The organism is Synechococcus sp. R5-12 (assembly GCF_047502655.1).
GTDB lineage: Bacteria > Cyanobacteriota > Cyanobacteriia > Thermostichales > Thermostichaceae > Thermostichus.
Window position 1 is genome coordinate 1 of sequence record NZ_JANSIM010000083.1, and the last position, 18,224, is coordinate 18,224.

At 58.8% G+C, this 18,224-nt stretch carries 11 protein-coding genes; 7 read left to right on the forward strand and 4 right to left on the reverse strand.

Going from position 1 to position 18,224, the window contains the following annotated elements; genetic code table 11:
* The first annotated feature begins 69 nt into the window (after positions 1 to 69).
* A complete protein-coding gene (locus tag NW843_RS04885; RefSeq protein WP_414522275.1) occupies positions 70 to 3,078 on the forward strand; it encodes an ATP-binding protein in 3,009 nt (1,002 codons plus the stop codon).
* A 3-nt stretch (positions 3,079 to 3,081) separates the two neighbouring features.
* On the opposite strand, the gene NW843_RS04890 is transcribed toward NW843_RS04885, so the two are convergent.
* The 3 genes from NW843_RS04890 to ureC form a co-directional block, all read right to left on the reverse strand.
* Complete coding sequence (locus NW843_RS04890; RefSeq protein WP_414522276.1) at positions 3,082 to 4,341, reverse strand: ABC transporter substrate-binding protein; 1,260 nt, start codon at positions 4,339 to 4,341, stop codon at positions 3,082 to 3,084.
* A 45-nt stretch (positions 4,342 to 4,386) separates the two neighbouring features.
* Positions 4,387 to 5,493: an ABC transporter ATP-binding protein gene (locus NW843_RS04895; RefSeq protein ID WP_414522277.1), complete on the reverse strand. Its 1,107-nt coding sequence runs from the start codon at positions 5,491 to 5,493 to the stop codon at positions 4,387 to 4,389.
* Positions 5,494 to 5,555: 62 nt separating this feature from the next.
* Positions 5,556 to 7,274 (reverse strand): urease subunit alpha, encoded by a 1,719-nt coding sequence (ureC, locus tag NW843_RS04900; protein WP_414522278.1) that lies wholly within the window; start codon positions 7,272 to 7,274, stop codon positions 5,556 to 5,558.
* 327 nt (positions 7,275 to 7,601) lie between these two features.
* Between ureC and psaA the strand changes: the two genes are divergently transcribed.
* The 4 genes from psaA (at position 7,602) to NW843_RS04920 (ending at position 14,452) form a co-directional block, all read left to right on the forward strand.
* Complete coding sequence (psaA, locus tag NW843_RS04905; RefSeq protein WP_414522279.1) at positions 7,602 to 9,869, forward strand: photosystem I core protein PsaA; 2,268 nt, start codon at positions 7,602 to 7,604, stop codon at positions 9,867 to 9,869.
* 21 nt (positions 9,870 to 9,890) lie between these two features.
* On the forward strand, positions 9,891 to 12,125 hold the full coding sequence (psaB, locus tag NW843_RS04910; RefSeq protein WP_414522280.1) for a photosystem I core protein PsaB: 2,235 nt from the start codon (positions 9,891 to 9,893) through the stop codon (positions 12,123 to 12,125).
* Positions 12,126 to 12,232: 107 nt separating this feature from the next.
* On the forward strand, positions 12,233 to 12,814 hold the full coding sequence (locus NW843_RS04915) for a Uma2 family endonuclease (RefSeq protein ID WP_414522281.1): 582 nt from the start codon (positions 12,233 to 12,235) through the stop codon (positions 12,812 to 12,814).
* 30 nt (positions 12,815 to 12,844) lie between these two features.
* Positions 12,845 to 14,452: a phytoene desaturase family protein gene (locus tag NW843_RS04920; RefSeq protein WP_414522282.1), complete on the forward strand. Its 1,608-nt coding sequence runs from the start codon at positions 12,845 to 12,847 to the stop codon at positions 14,450 to 14,452.
* A gap of 59 nt (positions 14,453 to 14,511) precedes the next feature.
* Here NW843_RS04920 and NW843_RS04925 read toward each other — a convergent pair whose 3' ends face one another.
* Positions 14,512 to 16,035 carry a hypothetical protein gene (locus NW843_RS04925; protein ID WP_414522283.1) on the reverse strand — a complete coding sequence of 508 codons (1,524 nt, stop codon included), beginning with the start codon at positions 16,033 to 16,035 and terminating at the stop codon, positions 14,512 to 14,514.
* 322 nt (positions 16,036 to 16,357) lie between these two features.
* On the opposite strand from NW843_RS04925, the gene NW843_RS04930 reads away from it, so the two are divergent.
* Both NW843_RS04930 and NW843_RS04935 read left to right on the forward strand, forming a co-directional pair.
* Positions 16,358 to 17,038, forward strand: a complete 681-nt coding sequence (locus NW843_RS04930) for a hypothetical protein (protein ID WP_414522284.1) — start codon at positions 16,358 to 16,360, stop codon at positions 17,036 to 17,038.
* Positions 17,039 to 17,449: 411 nt separating this feature from the next.
* Positions 17,450 to 18,166, forward strand: coding sequence for a hypothetical protein (locus NW843_RS04935; protein ID WP_414522285.1), 717 nt, complete (start codon positions 17,450 to 17,452; stop codon positions 18,164 to 18,166).
* Positions 18,167 to 18,224 lie beyond the last annotated feature (58 nt).

The window sequence follows — 18,224 nt, forward strand, 5'->3', positions numbered from 1 at the left end:
TTCAGTATAGTTGAGCTTATTATTGACTAGAGTCATGCTCCCCAAGCCTGAGGTTCTGTGAGGGATCCCATGCCGTCTTCCTCTAGTTCTTCTGAAGTGCGATCCCGGTGGCCTTTCCGCTCCATTCCTTTGCGGGTGGCGTTGCTGCTGCCCCTAGTGCTCTCAGTAGCAGGGGGAGTGGGGGGAGTGGCCTATCTCTCCTGGCAGGGCGGGCGACACCTGGCGCTGCGCTTGACGGAGCAACTGAGGCGGGAAGTTACCGACCGCACCGAAGAGCATCTTGCCAGATATTTGCAAATTCCCCTTCAGATCAATGCCCTCAATCAAGGGGCAGTGAGGGGGGGGCTGCTGCCCGATTTGACAACCCCCAGCCCAGCCGATCTAGAGGTGCTGGAAGCTCACTTTGCCCGCCAGTTGCAGCCATTTCCTGAGCTCAGCTATGTCGGCTTTGTCTCTGCTCAGGGGGGATTTGTTACCGCCCGCCGTCACGCCGATGGGTCGATCTGGACTTACCACACCCCCGGCCTGTTGCCGGGATCCGCCCAGGGCCGCCAACGGGATCCAGAGACAGGGGATCCCACAGGGTTCACTCGCCGGTTGGGCTTTGTGGATCTGAGGCAGTTGTTCTGGTTTCCCCAGCTCCTGCAGTCGGAACGGATCCGCGACACTTGGGTGGTAACCCGATTTTTTGCGGAGCTTCCTGCCCAGGATCCAGAGCGGCTGATCATGACGTCCCTATCCCTGACCGACTCGGGGGGGCGGGTTTACGGCAGCTTGGTGGCTTCCCTCTCCGTCCGGCAGCTTCAAGCCTTTCTGGAACAGATGGAAGGCCGTTCTCCTGCAGAGGTGAGTTTTCTGCTGGACGAGGAAGGACAGGTGGTGGCCAGCACGGCAGGGCCTGCTCCCCACCCGCTGCTGGTGGCCGTGCAAGAGCAGGTGGGCTCCTGGGGGACGGCCTCTTCCCAAGATTCGCTGCGCCTCAAGGTCGGAGGGATCCCCTACTGGGCGGAGGTGGAGTCCGTTCAGAGTGAAGGGAGGCTAGGTTTTTATTTCGTGTACGGGATCCCAGAGGCAACCCTTCTGGCCGAAGTCCATCGGAGCGCCCAACAGGCTGCGCTGCTGGGGGGTGGGCTATTGCTGAGCATGCTGGGGACAGGGATCCTCCTCGGCGAAGCTCTCTCCCGTCCCCTGCGCCGCCTCACCCAAGTAGCCGAGCAATTTATACACAGCGGCTTCCAGCCCTGGCCCCCTTTGGATCCCGGCCCCATCCAGGAGGTGCAGACGCTAACCAAAGCCTGGCAGCAGGCGGCAGCAGCTCAGCAGGCCCTGCTGGATCGTCTCTGGCAGCAGCAGCAAGAATACCGCGCCGTGGTGGAGCAGCAGACAGAGCTCATTTGCCGCTTTCGGCCCGATACCTGCATCACCTATGTCAATCCTGCCTATTTGCGCTTCTTCGGTCAGCGGGCAGAGGAGGTGGTGGGCCAACCTTGGCGGGATCGGCTGCCGGAAGAAGAGCAGGCTAAGGTGTTGCAAGCTTTTGCTGCCCTCACTCCCGAAAGCCCTTGCTACAGCAACGAGCGGGAGTACCCCGGAGAAAACGGCCAGTCCCGCTGGATTAGCTGGGTGGATCAGGGCATTTTCGACAGCCAAGGCCGCTTGGTGGAGATCCTATCGGTGGGGCGGGAGATCACCGAGCAGAAACGGGCAGAACAGCAGTTGCAGGCCCTCAACCGGGAGCTGGAAGCCCAGGTGGAGCTGCGCACGGCCAAGCTGCAGCAAGCCTTGCATTTTGAGGGGGTGCTGCGCGCCATCAGCAGCCGGATGGTGGTCAGCCTAAACGAGGGGGAAATTCTTGAAGAAGTGGTCAGAGCCCTTGCCGAGGCACTAGGCCTAACCTGCTGCCAAGTCCTGCTGCTTTTAGAAGATGGGTCAACCTGGATCCCCGGCTACTGCTACTCCCCCCTTCTCTCTTCTGATGCAGCTCAGGGCGACAGGGCGGATCCCTTGCATGGGCCAGACTACGCCAGTGACCCGGAGTTCTTGCGCCTGCTGCAGTCCCATTCTTCCTCACAGCAGAAATGGAAAATCCACTGCTGTTGTCGGAAGGAAGGACGCTGGGTGCGGCTGCTGGCCTGCACCCTTTGGGACAAAGAGAAGCGGCTGGGAGCTTTGCTGTTGGAGCGGCTGCCGGAGCAAGAGTTTTCCGAAGACGAGATTCAACTGGCCTATCAGGTGGCCAACCTATGTGCCCTGGCCATTCGCCAAGCCCGTCTGTACCAAGCAGCCCAAGCGCAGGTGAAGGAATTGGAGCGGCTGAATCTGCTGAAGGATGATTTCCTCAGCACCGTCTCCCACGAGCTGCGCACCCCCATGACCAATGTGCGCATGGCCTTGCAAATGCTGCAAATGACCCGCGATAACCCCGAGAAACAGCGGCACTACTTCACCATTGCCCTGAAAGAGTGCAACCGGCAAATCGAGCTCATCAACGACCTGCTGGATATGCGACGGCTGGGAGCCGGGACGTATCTGCTGCAACCAGAGAATATTTTTCTGCCGCGGTATTTACAAGATTTGCTGGACGGGGCTCAGCCTTTGGCCCAAGCCAAACATCAACACCTGCAACTGCACCTGGAGGCAGGGATCCCCTCGCTTTGGGCCGACCCCACCTGCTTGGGGCGCGTTCTGCGCGAGCTGCTGCACAACGCCATCAAGTACACGGCCCCCGAGGGATCCATCCACCTGCGGGTTGTCTCAGAAGGAGAGGGGATCCTCTTCGTCTGCAGCAACAGCAGCGAGATCCCAGAGCCAGAGCTGCCCCGCATCTTTGAAAAGTTTTACCGGATCCCGCAATCGGATCGCTGGAAGCACGGCGGCACCGGCCTGGGGCTGGCTTTGGTGAAGCAACTGGTGGAGCACATGGGGGGGAATATCTCCGTCAACAGCTCGGATGGATGGACGCATTTCCAAGTTTGGTTGCCCCAAGGTGAGGATCCTGCTCCGCCATTGCCCGGCCCACCCCCAATGTCAGAAGACCTCCCCTTTTGGAAAGAGGCTGGGGGTGAGGGGCATACCTGACCCCTATCCCGGCAAGACTTGTTGCTGCCAGAGGGCCTCCAGTTGCACCGTGTATTCGGAGTTCACGATGGGCACTGCCCCAGCAATGGCCTCTTGAATGGGGATCCCGGCAGCAGCCTCCAGCTGGGCAAAAGCTGTTTGGTAGTCGGCAGACAACCGGCTGACATCAATGAGCGGCAGATCCCCCCAGACCTCCGGCTTGAACTTTTCCAGCTGCCCCTCCGGGCTGGCCAAAACCTCCGCCAAGACCATCGCCCCCCAAGGATTGGCCGCATTAATGGGAATGGCCGTGAACGAGGGATCGATCAAGCTGGTGCCCGGGATCCCATAGGGGGTGGTGCTGGGGGGAAATTGGCCGTTGCCCTTGCGTAAGATCACCTGATCGATAAAGGTGGGGATGAGCCACACTTCGCCGTTGGCAAAAAGCTCCGCCAGGCGGGCAAAGGTGGGCGGGTAGGTTTGGCCCTGTCTCCACAGGAAGGGATCCAGCTTTCTCAGGTATTCCACCAGGGCAGGGGATTGTCGCGCCCAGAGATCGGCATCGAAGTCCGGCCCGCTGTACTGGGCATAGCCCCCGGTCACACCATAGAAGGCGCTCAACAAAAAGCGGCTGCCATGAAAATCCGGCGGGGCCACGTAGGTAAATCGCCCTGGATTGGCCTCTGCCCAAGCCAACAGTTCGGCGTAGCTCTGGGGGGGATTGGGTACCCGTTCGGCATCATAGGCCATCAAAAAGTAGTTGCCGGTGTAGGGCCCAGAATAGCCCTCGGTGGGCAGGCCAAAATCCGTTGCAATATCGGCGGGATCGTAGAAGGTCAAGCTGGGCAATTTGTGAGCAAAAGGGCCGAAGAGCAAATTCCCCTGCTTGAGGGTGCGGAAGTTGTTGCCATTGATCCAGATGAGATCGATGCTGCCGCCGCTGCGCAGCCCGGCCTGTACCTCCCCAATCACCTTGTTGACTGCTTCAACGGTATCCGTGAGCGGGATCCGGTTCAAGCGAATGCCATAACGCTCCTGCAACTGGCTTTTCACCCAGCCATCCACGAAGCCATTGATGGCCTCGCTGCCGCTCCACATGGCCCAGTTGACAGAGCTGCCCCGCGCCCGCTCCAGAATGTCTGCCCAGCTCACGGATCCCAGATCCACCGAACTCTGTGAGGTATTCTGGGCAAACGGAGAGCCTTGACTCAACGCCCAAGCTCCCAGGGATCCCAGACCAGCCAACACCTGCCGTCGCTTCCAGAAAACGCTTTTGGGTTGCATAGCCTTGCCACCATCCCCATCAAACTTTCAGGTTTCAGATTCAACTTAAACTCTCCCCTCCTCCTTTGGGAAAAGGGCCGGGGGTGAGGGATCCCCGCCAACCCCCACAGGCCACAGAGCCTCTGGCGGCAAATGGATCCACACTGCCTGCCCCGGCGCAAACACCTGATGGGGAGCCACCCAAGCCTGCAGACTGCCCCAAGGGGTTTGTAAGGTCAGCCGTCGCTGGGTGCCCGCAAAGCGTTCCGCCATCACTTGAGCGGAGAAAACATTGTCGGCCAAGCCGGGCGGCTGGGGAAGCACCTGCACCTGTTCCGGACGCACCGTCAGCCGCACCTGACCTTGAAGTGGCACGGCGCTTTTCAAGCGGATCCCGTCGTTGAGGCGAAGTTGGTGACCCTCCGCCTGCGCATCGAAAAAATTGACCCCGCCAAAAAAGCGGGCAATGCGCTCGGAGCGCGGCTGCTGATAGAACTCCACAGGGGATCCCACCTGGTGTAGCTGCCCCTCAAACATCAGGCCGATGCGTTGGGCCATGGCTGTGGCTTCTGCTTGATCGTGGGTAACCAGCACCGTCGTCACCCCTGTTTCCGCCTGCAGCTCCAGGATGAGAGCCTGCATCTCTTGGCGCAGGTTGGCATCCAGGGCCGATAAAGGTTCATCCAACAGCAGCACCTTGGGCCGAATCACCAAAGCCCGCGCCAGGGCCACCCGCTGCGCTTGTCCGCCAGAGAGCTGGCTAGGCCGACGCTGAGCCAATCCGGGCAATTGCACCCGCTCCAACATGCCCAAGGCGGCAGCCTCCCGCTCTGCCCGGGGAATACCCCGCATTTTCAGGCCAAAAGCGACGTTTTCCCCCACGCTCAGGTGGGGAAACAGGCGGCTGTGTTGGGACAGCAAAGTCACGCCGCGCCGTTCCGGCGGCAGAGGGTTGAGGGGGATCCCATCCAGCCAGATTTCCCCCGGATAGGGCAAGGGATCCGGCTCCAGCAGGCCGGCGATGAGATTGAGGGTGGTGGACTTGCCGCAGCCCGACGGCCCCAGCAGGGCGAAGATCTCCCCTGCCTCCACGCTCAAAGACAAATCCCTGAGGACAGGGATCCCTCGCTTGTGGAAGCGCTTGCTGAGATGGCGGAGAACAAGGTGGCCCATGCTTGAGTTACCGGTCAACCTCCCAAGGAGCTCTCAAGCTCTCCCAAATTAGAACACCCAAATTAGAACAGAAAATACCGCTGTGCCATGGGCAGCACCTCTGCCGGCTCGCAGGTGAGCAATTCTCCATCGGCCCGCACTTCATAGGTCTCCGGGTTCACCTCAATGTGGGGAGTGGCGGTATTGAGTTTCAAATCCGCTTTGCCGATCTCGCGGCAATTTTTCACCGCTACGGCCCGGCGCTGGATCCCCAATTTCTCCGGGATCCCCAAGTCTAGAGCAGCCTGGGAGACAAAGAGCAGGCTGGTCTCGGTCAGGGCGCGGCCAAAGCTGCCGAACATGGGGCGGGGGTACACCGGCTGCGGGGTTGGAATGGAAGCATTGGGATCCCCCATTTGGGCGTAGGCGATCAGGCCCCCCTTCAGGACAATTTCCGGCTTAACCCCAAAAAAGGCCGGCTTCCACAGACACAGATCCGCCAGTTTTCCCACCTCCACCGACCCGATGACGTGGCTGAGTCCTTGGGCGATGGCGGGGCAGATGGTGTACTTAGCCACGTAACGCTTGGCCCGGAAGTTGTCGTTGCGGCTGCTGTCCTGCGGCAGAGGCCCCCGCTGCACCTTCATCTTGTGAGCCGTCTGCCAAGTGCGGATGATTACCTCCCCCACCCGGCCCATGGCCTGGGAGTCGGAAGAGATGATGCTGAACACCCCCATGTCATGCAAGATGTCTTCGGCGGCAATGGTTTGGGGGCGAATGCGGCTTTCGGCAAAAGCAATATCCTCCGGCACATTCTTGCTCAGGTGGTGACACACCATCAGCATGTCCAGATGCTCTTCGATGGTGTTGCGGGTAAAGGGGCGGGTGGGATTGGTGGAGCTGGGCAGCACGTTGGGCTCAGAGGCAATGCGGATGATGTCGGGGGCATGCCCACCCCCGGCCCCTTCGGTGTGGAAGGTGTGAATGGTGCGGCCATTGATGGCAGCGATAGTGTCCTCCACGAAAGCGGACTCATTTAAGGTATCGGTGTGGATGAGGGTTTGGATGTCGTACTCATCCGCGACCTGCAGGCAGCTATCGATCACCGCCGGCGTGGATCCCCAATCTTCGTGGATCTTGAGTCCGCAGGCCCCTGCCTCCACCTGTTCCCGCAGAGCCTCGGGGAAAGCCGCGTTCCCCTTGCCAAAAAAGCCCAAATTGACGGGGAACCCCTCCGCCGCCTGCAACATCTTGCCCAAGTTCCAAGCTCCAGGGGTGCAGGTGGTGGCGTTGCTGCCTGTGGCCGGCCCGGTTCCGCCCCCCAAAAGGGTGGTCACTCCCGAGGCGATGGCAAACTCGCACAACTGCGGACAGATGAAATGCACATGAGCATCGATCCCTCCCGCCGTCAGGATCAGGTTCTCCCCGGCGATCACCTCGGTGCTGGGGCCCACCACCATGCCCGGCGTCACCCCCGCTTGGATGTTGGGGTTGCCGGCTTTGCCAATGCCGACAATGTAGCCATCGCGAATGCCCACATCCGCCTTGACGATGCCCCACCAGTCCAGGATCAGGGCGTTGGTGATCACCAGATCCAAGGCCCCATTGGCGCGGGTGGCCGTCGGCGATTGCCCCATGCCATCGCGGATGGTTTTGCCGCCCCCAAACTTAATCTCCTCACCATAGGTGGTGAAATCCTCCTCCACCTCGATGATCAGCTCGGTGTCCGCCAGGCGCACCCGATCCCCTACGGTGGGGCCGTAGTTGCTGACGTATTGGCGACGGGGAATCTCTAGGGTCATAGGGTGGTATCTGCAAAAGGGCTGCCAGGGTTTTACCACACATCCCCACCCAGGGGATCCCTTGCTGTCTATTGTTCAGTTCCAACCCTTCCTGAGAACGGATTGGGTTGGCTGAAAATTCGTTACATATATTTACATCTATGATCGAAAGAACAATTGCCAATCGACTCCAGCCTCGATGGGACAAGGGATCCCTCGTTTAATTATTGTGAAGCAACTGAGGGCTCACAAACCCTGACCTATAATGCCAGGTAAGTCCTGCCCTGGGGGAATCTTCTGCCAAGGGGTAGGGATGCTTCGTTCCTTGTCGCAAGAGAGGAGTTCTTGATGACAACTACGCCAAAGGAGCGAGAGCCGAAGGTCAAGGTGTCGGTTGATGTGGATCCGGTTCCCACCTCATTTGAGAAATGGGCCAAGCCGGGGCACTTCGACCGCAGCCTATCCCGTGGCCCCAAGACCACGACCTGGATCTGGAACCTCCATGCTCTTGCTCATGACTTCGACAGTCACACCAGCGACTTAGAAGACGTCTCTCGTAAGATCTTTTCCGCTCACTTCGGCCACTTGGCAGTGGTTTTCGTCTGGCTGAGCGGCATGTACTACCACGGAGCTCAGTTCTCCAACTATTCCGCTTGGCTGGCGGATCCGATCAACGTCAAGCCCAGCGCCCAAGTGGTCTGGCCCATCTTCGGCCAAGAGATCCTGAATGGGGATGTGGGCGGCGGCTTCGAAGGGATCCGCATTACTTCTGGTCTATTTCACCTCTGGCGAGCTGCCGGCATCACCAATGAGTTTCAACTCCTCTGCACCGCCATCGGTGGCTTGGTGATGGCCGGGCTGTGCCTGTTCGCCGGCTGGTTCCACTACCACAAGCGGGCTCCCAAGCTGGAGTGGTTCCAAAATGTGGAATCGATGCTCAACCACCACCTGGCGGGCCTGCTGGGGCTGGGTTCTTTGGCCTGGGCCGGTCACCAAATCCACGTGGCCATTCCCATCAACAAGATGTTGGATGCGGGCGTGCCGGCGGATCAGGTGCCTTTGCCCCACGAGTTCATCCTTAAGCCGGCCCTGATGAAGGAGATGTTCCCCAGCGTGGATTGGGGCATCTTCAGCGGGTTGGTGCCCTTCTTTACCTTGGATTGGGGCAAGTACGCGGAGTTTCTCACCTTCAAGGGTGGCCTGGATCCGCAGAACGGTGCCCTCTGGCTGACCGACCAAGCCCACCACCACTTGGCCATTGCCGTGCTCTTCATCGTGGCCGGGCACATGTACCGCACCAACTGGGGCATCGGCCACTCCATTAAAGAGATCCTGGAAGCCCACAAAGGCCCCTTCACCGGCGAAGGCCACAAGGGCCTCTACGAAGTGCTCACCACCTCTTGGCATGCCCAACTGGCCATCAACCTGGCCATGGTGGGATCCCTGAGCATCATCGTGGCCCAGCACATGTACGCCATGAACCCCTACCCCTACATGGGCATCGACTACGCCACCCAGATCTCCCTGTTTACCCACCACATGTGGATAGGCGGCTTCTTCGTGGTGGGGGGTGCTGCCCACGGGGCCATTTACATGGTGCGGGACTACGACCCGGCGGTGAACCGCAACAACGTGTTGGATCGGGTATTGCGCCACCGCGACGCCATCATCAGCCACCTCAACTGGGTGTGTCTGTTCTTGGGCTTCCACGCCTTCGGCTTCTACGTCCACAACGACACCATGCAGGCCCTGGGCCGTCCGCAGGACATGTTCTCGGACACCGGGATCCAACTGCAGCCCATCTTTGCCCAGTGGATTCAGTCGCTGCACACTTCGGCCATTGCCAGCACCGCTCCCTATGTGGGCGCTTCGGTTAGCCCCATCTTCGGCGGCGACGTGGTAGCTGTGGGCGGCAAGGTGTCCATGATGCCGATGGTGCTGGGCACGGCGGACTTCATGGTCCACCACATCCACGCCATGACCATCCACATTACGGTGCTGATCCTGCTCAAGGGGGTGTTGTTTGCCCGCTCTTCCCGGTTGATCCCGGACAAAGGCAAATTGGGCTTCCGCTTCCCCTGCGATGGCCCGGGCCGCGGCGGCACCTGCCAGGTCTCCGGCTGGGATCACGTGTTCCTGGGGCTGTTCTGGATGTACAACTGCATCTCCATCGTGATCTTCCACTTCAGCTGGAAGATGCAGAGCGACATCTGGGGCACGGTCAACGCCGATGGCACGATTGAGCACATCACCGGCGGCAACTTTGCGGCCAGCGCCGTCAACATCAACGGCTGGTTGCGGGACTTCCTGTGGGCGCAATCGGTGCAGGTGATCAACTCCTACGGCTCGGCGCTGTCGGCCTATGGGCTGCTCTTCTTGGGCGCTCACTTCGTCTGGGCCTTCAGCCTGATGTTCCTGTTCAGCGGTCGCGGCTACTGGCAGGAGCTGATTGAGTCGATCGTTTGGGCCCACAACAAGCTAAAAGTCGCTCCGGCCATTCAACCCCGCGCTCTGAGCATCATTCAGGGTCGGGCGGTCGGTGTGGCCCACTACCTGTTGGGAGGGATCGTCACCACCTGGGCGTTCTTCCTGGCACGGTTCGGCGCACTCGGCTAAGGCAAGGAGGAAGAGAGAATCATGACAACTGCAACTCGTTTTCCCCAATTCAGCCAAGACCTGGCCAGCGATCCCACCACGCGTCGGCTGTGGTATGGCATTGCCACCGCCCACGACTTCGAGACCCACGATGGCATGACGGAGGAGCGGCTTTACCAAAAGCTGTTCGCCACCCACTTTGGCCATCTGGCCATCATCTTCCTGTGGGCCTCCGGCAACGTCTTCCACATCGCCTGGCAAGGCAACTATGAGCAATGGGTAGCCAACCCCACGGGTGTCACCCCCATCGCCCACGCCATCTGGGATCCCCAGTTCGGCAAGGCAGCGGTGGAAGCCTTTACCCAACCGGGGGGCGGCGGCCCCGTCAATGCGGCCTACTCTGGCCTGTACTACTGGTTCAACACCATCGGCCTGCGCACCAACGGCGATCTCTACGCCGGTGCCATCGGCCTGTTGTTGTTGGCGGCGGTGTTTCTGTTTGCCGGCTGGCTGCACCTACAGCCCCGTTTTCGCCCCAGCCTGAGCTGGTTCAAGAACGCTGAAGCCCGTCTCAACCACCACCTGGCCGGCTTGTTTGGGGTCAGCTCCCTGGCTTGGACTGGCCACCTGGTGCATGTCGCCATCCCCGAGTCCCGCGGGCAGCATGTGGGTTGGGATAATTTCCTCACCACGCTGCCTCACCCGGCGGGCCTGAAGCCCTTCTTTACCCTCAACTGGGGGGTGTATGCCCAGAACCCGGACACGGCCAACCATGTCTGGGGCACGGCAGAAGGGGCGGGCACGGCCATCCTCACTTTCTTGGGTGGCTTTAACCCCAACACCCAGTCCCTGTGGCTGACGGACATGGCCCACCACCACCTGGCCATCGCGGTGATCTTCATCGTGGCCGGCCACATGTACCGCACCAACTGGGGCATTGGCCACTCTATGCGGGAGATCATGGCGGCTCACAACCCACCCAAGGGCACGCCGTTCGGGGGCTTGTTGGGCCGTGGACATGAGGGCATCTACGACACCTACAACGAGTCTCTACACTTCCAGTTGGGCTGGCACCTGGCCTGCTTGGGAGTGGTGACCTCGCTGGTGGCGCAGCACATGTACTCCCTCAACCCCTACGTGTTCATGTCCATGGATCACACCACGGAGGCGGCTCTCTACACCCATCACCAGTACATTGCTGGCTTCTTGATGGTGGGGGCCTTTGCCCATGGAGCCATTTTCCTGGTGCGGGATTACAATCCCGAAGCCAACAAGGACAACGTGCTGGCTCGGGTGCTGGATCACAAAGAGGCGATCATCTCCCACCTGAGCTGGGTGTCGCTCTTCTTGGGCTTCCACACCTTGGGGCTGTACGTCCATAACGATGTGATGCAGGCCTTCGGCACGCCGGAGAAGCAGATTCTGATCGAGCCGTTGTTTGCCCAGTTCATCCAGGCCTCCCACGGCAAGATGCTCTACGGCATGAACGTGCTGCTGTCGGATCCCAACAGCATCGCCTCTACGGCATGGCCCAACTACGGCAACGTGTGGCTGCCGGGCTGGCTGCAAGCCATCAACGACCCCAATGGGTTCCTCTTCCTGCCCATTGGCCCTGGCGACTTCCTGGTGCACCATGCCATTGCCCTGGGCCTGCACACCACCACCTTGATCTTGGTCAAGGGGGCGTTGGATGCCCGCGGCTCTAAGCTGATGCCGGACAAGAAGGACTTTGGCTACAGCTTCCCCTGCGACGGCCCGGGTCGGGGCGGCACCTGCGACATCTCTGCCTGGGATGCCTTCTACCTGGCCATGTTCTGGATGCTGAACACCATCGGCTGGGTTACCTTCTACTGGCACTGGAAGCAGCTTGGGGTTTGGAGCGGCAACACTGCCCAGTTCAACGAGAACTCCACCTACCTGATGGGCTGGCTGCGGGATTACCTCTGGGCCAACTCCGCCCAGTTGATCAACGGCTACAACCCCTACGGGATGAATAACCTGGCGGTTTGGGCCTGGATGTTCCTGTTCGGCCACCTGGTGTGGGCAACTGGGTTCATGTTCCTGATCTCCTGGCGCGGCTACTGGCAAGAGCTGATCGAGACCTTGGTGTGGGCGCACGAGCGCACTCCCTTGGCCAAGCTGATCCGCTGGAAAGACAAGCCGGTGGCCATGTCGATTGTCCAAGGTCGTCTGGTGGGTCTGGCTCACTTCACGGTGGGTTACGTGCTGACCTACGCGGCCTTTGTTATCGCCTCGACAGCCTCTCAGTCGGGGTAGCAAGCCCATAACCTGCTGAATAGGGATCCCTTGGCTTGTCCAGGGATCCCTTTTTTGTGAGTTGGTAGAGTGGTGATATGAAGTTTAGGGTCTGATGAGTTTGGTCGATGACTCTAGCCGCCCGATTGGATCCCTATATCAGGCGATATACCTTTGAGGAGTTTCATCGACTGATTGAGTCTGGACAGATTGAAGAGCCCAATCAGTTGGAGCTGATTGACGGGCTCCTAGTTCAAAAGATGACGAAAGGGGAGAGGCACGCCGCCTACTGTAGCCGCCTGTACCGACTGTTGGTGGGCCTTGTGCAGGAGCAAGCTATTGTGCGCACCCAGGATCCGGTCCAACTGCCCCCCAATCACGAGCCAGAGCCCGACTTTGCCATTGTGCGCTTTCAGCAGGATGAGTACCGCTCTCGGCATCCTCAGCCCGAAGACATCTATCTCATCATCGAAGTGGCTGATTCTTCCCTTACCTATGATCGGGAAGTCAAACTCGGACTCTACGCCAAAGCCGGGATCCCCAACTACTGGATCTTGAACTTGCAAGAGAACTGCCTAGAGACGTACAGCTTGCCAATAGAGTCGGGAGTTTACCAAAAAAGAGAGGCTTACACCCCCAAAGAAAAAGTTGGGATCCCTGGGATCCGGGCTGGAGAGTTGAGTCTGGATCAGGTTTTTTCCATCGGTTAAGGCAGGGATCCCTTGCCGGCAGATCGAATCTTGGCTGGCAGGAGTATTGTGGGTGGAGAAGCGTTTGCAGAAGGATTGTCGATGAGCTACGACGCGGTGGTGATTGGGGCCGGGCACAACGGGCTGGTGAGCGCTTGCTATTTGGCCAAAGCGGGGCAAAAAGTGCTAGTGCTGGAGCGCTATCACACCGTTGGTGGGGCTGCCATTACAGAAGAAATTCACCCGGGCTTTCGCGTGTCGGTGGCTTCCTACTCCTGTAGTTTGCTGCGCCCGGAGATCATCCGCGATCTGCGCCTGCCGGACTATGGCTTTGAGGTCTATGCCAAGCAACCTTCCTATTTCATGCCTTTCCCGGATGGGCAGCACCTCTTCCTGTATGCCGATAACCGTGCCAAGAGCAAGGCGGAAATTGCCAAGTTTTCCCGCAAAGATGCGGAAGCCTACGACCGCTGGGAGGAGTTTTGGGATCGGGTGAACGAGGTGGTGGAGCCAACTTTGATGCAGCCGCCGATTTCACTGGGCCAACTGGCGGATCGCTTTGCAGCCGCCGGGTATGAGGACGATTTCCGCCGCATCATGCTCCTCTCGACCACCGATCTTTTGGATGAATTCTTCGAGTCGGAGCAGGTCAAGGCGGCGATGGCTCCCCAATCTTTGATCGGCACCTCTGCCGGGCCGATGACTCCGGGTACGCCCTACATTTGGCTAGTCCATGCGGTAGGTCGGGCCATTGGCTCGCGTGGGGTCTGGGGCTATGTGCGCGGTGGGATGGGATCCATTACCCAGGCTATGGCCAAGGCAGCTCTGGACTTAGGGGTGGAGATCCGCACGTCTGCTCCAGTGGCGGAGATCTTGATGGAGAGTGGGCAGGCCGCTGGGGTTATCCTCGAATCGGGGGAAACCGTGCGGGCGCGGGCGGTTCTCTCCAATGCCCATCCCCAAATCACCTTTTTGCGACTCTGCTCCTCTTTGCCCCCAGACTTGCGTGACCGGCTAGAACGGCACTACCGCACCTCAGGCCCGGTGTACAAGCTCAACTTGGCCCTAGAGGAACTGCCCCGCTACACGGCGGCCCCTGCTGAAGTGCCCCCAGAAGTGGTCAGTTCCGCCACGGTAGACATTGCTCCCTCGGTGGCCTATCTGGAGCGGGCTTGGGATGACTGCAAGTACGGGATCCCTTCCCGGGATCCGTTTATCGAGATCTACAGCCAATCCCCCACCGACCCGACAATGGCTCCCCCAGGCAAGCACATCCTCTCCTGTTTCTGCCAGTTTGTGCCTTACCAACCCAAAGGGCGAGACTGGAACGATGGCCTGCGGGAAGAATTTGCCGATCGGGTAATCGACAAAATTGCCCAATTTGCCCCCAACATTAAAAACGCCGTGATCGCACGGCAGATGTTGTCGCCCGTGGATCTGGAGGCCCGCTTTGGCCTTGTGGGGGGCAGCATTTTTCACGGGGAAATGACGCCGGATCAAAGCTACAACCTGCGGCCCATCTCCGGCCTGGCCGACTATCGATCCCCCATTCCCGGCCTTTACCTCTGCGGTTCAGGGGCGCACCCAGGAGGCGGAGTGACCGGGATCCCTGGCCACAACTGCGCGCAGGTGGTGCTCAGCGATCTACCCAAGCTCTGACCGACGAAAAGGCCAAGCCAGAGCGGATCCCTGCCCTGGGATCAAACGGGTTGCCTGGGTTACAGCCGCACCTCAGTTCCCTCAAAAAACCCACGGATGATCAAAATGGCCCCTTCCTTGCTAGGATCATTTCCTGGTTCATCCGCCGTACCGCGTTCAACGTTGCCGGTGGGGAACTCTTGTTCCAGGAACCACTGGCCGGAAATGCGCTCAGCAGAGGTCGTTGAATCGAAGACAAGGTTCAGATTTCCTCTTTGTGTTCCCCCACCAATATCAAGCCGGTTAAACGGCCCCGCCAATTGTGCTCCGGCCAGGGTACGGAAGACGAAATCTCCTGTGGTAGGTACAATGCCTTGAAGGATAACGGGCTCAGGGTTGCTTCCTTCCACGGGCGAGCCGGGCAGGGTACCTGTAGAGCGCTCTGTGCGCAATGAGAAAAAGTAATCAAAGACTGTTGGGGCACCCGGACGATCAGGAACCGGCAATTGCGGTATCGGTGTGGGGAAAGGTCGCGGTGGGGGGCTGACCTGCACAAAGTTGAGAACTGTGCTGGTGTTGGCCGGATCAAACTCCGCTTGAACACGACCGTTCAACAGGCGCCGGATACGCACCAACTGGTTGGGCAAGATGTTGGGCCGAGTCGGATCTGGAGCAAACAGCACTGACTGGGTACCCACCTGGGCGGGACGATAGACAATCTCCGCCTGGTTGGGCCGGAAGTTCAGGCGGGCAAAGAGAGCCAAGGCGTCCTCGGGAGTGCCATCGCCCGCAACACCTCGCTGCCGCACCACAAAGCTGGCGGAGAAGGATCCTTGTTGCAAAATCACATCAACATTGCTTTGCCGAAGGTCTGAGGAACCGAAGAACTCGCCTGTCACCTCATTGAGAACACCTGGGACTCTTTCAGTCAGGGAAGCTTGGCCTTCAAGAACTACTTGGTTTCCAGATCTGCTGACTAAAATCCTCGTAACTTGAAGAGTTATTCTACCTGTTCTAATAAACTCTGGTACTTCTTCTCTGAGCTCAGTTCTTGTTAGACTGCCATCGGGCAGTAATGTTGTCGACGCAGCCGATACTCTTTCCCTGAGCTGGGTAATTCCTATCTCACCCGAGAATGCCGTATTAACCCTGAGGCGACGGTCTCCGACTCCACTAGAAATCAACGCGAGACCATTTGCCGTTGAAAGATCCACGCGAGTGCTCAGCCTTGCGTTGTTTGGAGCAAAAGCCACAACCTCAAGTGGTGGAACCCGTTCGGCAATGCGAATGGCGATGCGGTTGTCGTCAGTGGGTGCAATTATGGCTTCTATGCCTTGCAGCCGAGCTTCACCGCTTCCTTGATTTGGCGATGACCGAACAGGAATAGAAACACCGCCCCCAAACCTAGGGTTGATAAAGTCCAGCCGCAGGCTGGTGGTCTCCAGCACTGAGCCGGGGGTAAAGCGATACTCTTGGGCCGAGACAAAGGCAGCCGGATCTACCTGGACGGGCCCAGGCAAGGTCGGAGACTCATTAACTTCTCCGCAGCCGCCTAGCAGCAAGACTCCACACAAAACCGCCAACGAGCGACCTTTGAAGTTCATACGGCACTTCCTCACACACCTTAAATCTGGGCAAATCCACACACAAAATGGGGAGAAGGCACCCAACCCCTAACGCTACAGGTAAGCTGGCCGCCCCTGCTCGAGGCTATGATACCCCATATCTAGGGGATGGGCCATTTCCAGAACAATTTCTTGCATTTGCTCTGCCGCTTGCTTGACAACGCTCTAGGATGCAGTAGAACTAACAGCAGGCATCCCCCTTGAAATTGTGCAGATGCATAAGACTTGAGCAAGCTCGGTGGATCCCCGCTGGACGCTGCCTAAGACGTTTGCTGTGGTGTGAGTGAGTGGAGATTTTTCGATGAGACGACGTTTTGGCTCAGCCCTTGGCCGTGGCGGCCTCTCTCTTTGGGCAACCTGTGCTTCGGTTGCGCTAATTACCGGCTGCAGTAGCGAGACCACCAGCGGGGTGCCGCCTCTACTGGCTTCTAGCGGTGCCACGCCTCCTCCTGTGGCCGTTGCCCCCACGATTGCCCCCAATCTCACGCCTATCACCTTTCGCCCAGGGCCGGACTTTGCCCCCATCACCCCGCCGCCCATCCAGCCCGACCTACCGGATCCGCCTAGCTTGCGGCCAGCTCCAGATGGGGAGTTCAATCTTTTGCTGTCCGCCCCGCCAAACCCTGCTGTGATTCCCCCAGTAGGATCTGCTTTCGTAACCATCACCTTGAGAGGCTTACTTGCTCCAGGAGTGATCAGGAGCGTAGAGGTTCAGTTTTTTAACATCAGTCGCGGCACGGATATTACCAGCATCTTTTTGCCGACGGCAATTGAGCAGTTTAGAAATACGCTGATAGGCAGAGGCAATAGCTACGACGACCGAATCAACGGGATCACGCTTACCAACGGCTTCACCTTCCCGGCGGCTCTAGCCGCCTACAACACCAACGTTGCTGTGGGAGAAAGGGTTTTGGTAATCGTGGTCATTCGAGATTCATTTGGTCAAGCTCTGAGGCTGGAAGCGCGCGCCCAAGCCAACTAAGCTAGAGCTGAGTAAGGCTGTTTGGGTTTGTGCCACGAGAGAGTTGAATGGCAGGAGGATGAGGGAATGAAAACGGGAAAAGTAGCTGGGGTTTTGGCTTGCTTGTGCTTGGGCTTGCTAACAGCTTGTCAACAAACTAAAGAGGGGAATCCAATCAGCTCGCTGCCAGGGCCAATCATCCCTGTGCAAAACCCAAATACAGAACCTGGAGGAACGGGGGTAGGGCTGCCATCCACTCCTCCGATTGGATCTGTTCCCCCAGGTCAACCCAGCCCTCTTGTGCCCCCTCCTGTGTCGGCGCCGACGATCCCGCCCCTGCCCACTCCCAATCCCTCTCCTAGCATTATTGGCTTGCCCCCAGGCCCCTTTGCTGCTCCAACGTTCACTAAGAGCTTTAATCCTGCTTCAGCAGTGGATGCCCCTGTAACTGTAACGGTTATCTTCACGATTGTTAATAACTCAGGGATTCAACTAACCGGCCTCAACTTTGCAGACAGCCTGCCTGCAGGGTTGTCTGTTGCCAATCCGCCTAACATCACCAATACCTGTGACGGCACACCTGATGCGCCTCCAGGCGGAGCCTCAATTGCCCTGAGCGATGGAAAACTGGCTGCCAATGCAACTTGTGCAGTGACTGTTCAGGTTGTTGCTGGGACTCCAGGCACTTACGTCAATCCCCCTGTAACTCTCACCAGCGCCCAAGCTCCCCCTGCGCAAAGTGGGACTGTAACTCTCGTGGTGGGTGCAACTTCTCCGGTTTTCACTAAAGCATTTCCATTTCCAGGTACACCTTTTACAGCTGGTGCTTCTGTACTTTTGACCTTTACCATCATCAACAACACGGCTACCCCTCTGACCGGCCTTGCCTTTACAGACGACTTACCTCCTGGGCTCGTTATTGATACTCCTCTCGTTTTCACCACTACTTGCAGTGGTGTACTTAACGTGGCTGCGAATGGAACGTCTATTGCTTTCTCGAATGGAACTCTGCCTGTTAACACTATGTGCATGATTTCAGTGAACGTTACTTCTAGCACAGCAGGTACGTACATCAATCCTCCTACCACACTCACCAGCAACGAGGCAGCCCCAGTGATAGCGCCGCCTGTGAGTGTGACCTTCATCTAGCCCGCGGCTGTGGGTTTGAGGAGAATCCAAAAACACAGGGTTAGGATGCGGCCACCAC

Coding starts and splice junctions, on each gene's coding strand:
- NW843_RS04885 (WP_414522275.1), top strand. CDS start 70: ATGCCGTCTTCCTCTAGTTCTTCTGAAGTGCGATCCCGGTGGCCTTTC.
- NW843_RS04890 (WP_414522276.1), bottom strand. CDS start 4,341: ATGCAACCCAAAAGCGTTTTCTGGAAGCGACGGCAGGTGTTGGCTGGT.
- NW843_RS04895 (WP_414522277.1), bottom strand. CDS start 5,493: ATGGGCCACCTTGTTCTCCGCCATCTCAGCAAGCGCTTCCACAAGCGA.
- ureC (WP_414522278.1), bottom strand. CDS start 7,274: ATGACCCTAGAGATTCCCCGTCGCCAATACGTCAGCAACTACGGCCCC.
- psaA (WP_414522279.1), top strand. CDS start 7,602: ATGACAACTACGCCAAAGGAGCGAGAGCCGAAGGTCAAGGTGTCGGTT.
- psaB (WP_414522280.1), top strand. CDS start 9,891: ATGACAACTGCAACTCGTTTTCCCCAATTCAGCCAAGACCTGGCCAGC.
- NW843_RS04915 (WP_414522281.1), top strand. CDS start 12,233: ATGACTCTAGCCGCCCGATTGGATCCCTATATCAGGCGATATACCTTT.
- NW843_RS04925 (WP_414522283.1), bottom strand. CDS start 16,035: ATGAACTTCAAAGGTCGCTCGTTGGCGGTTTTGTGTGGAGTCTTGCTG.
- NW843_RS04930 (WP_414522284.1), top strand. CDS start 16,358: ATGAGACGACGTTTTGGCTCAGCCCTTGGCCGTGGCGGCCTCTCTCTT.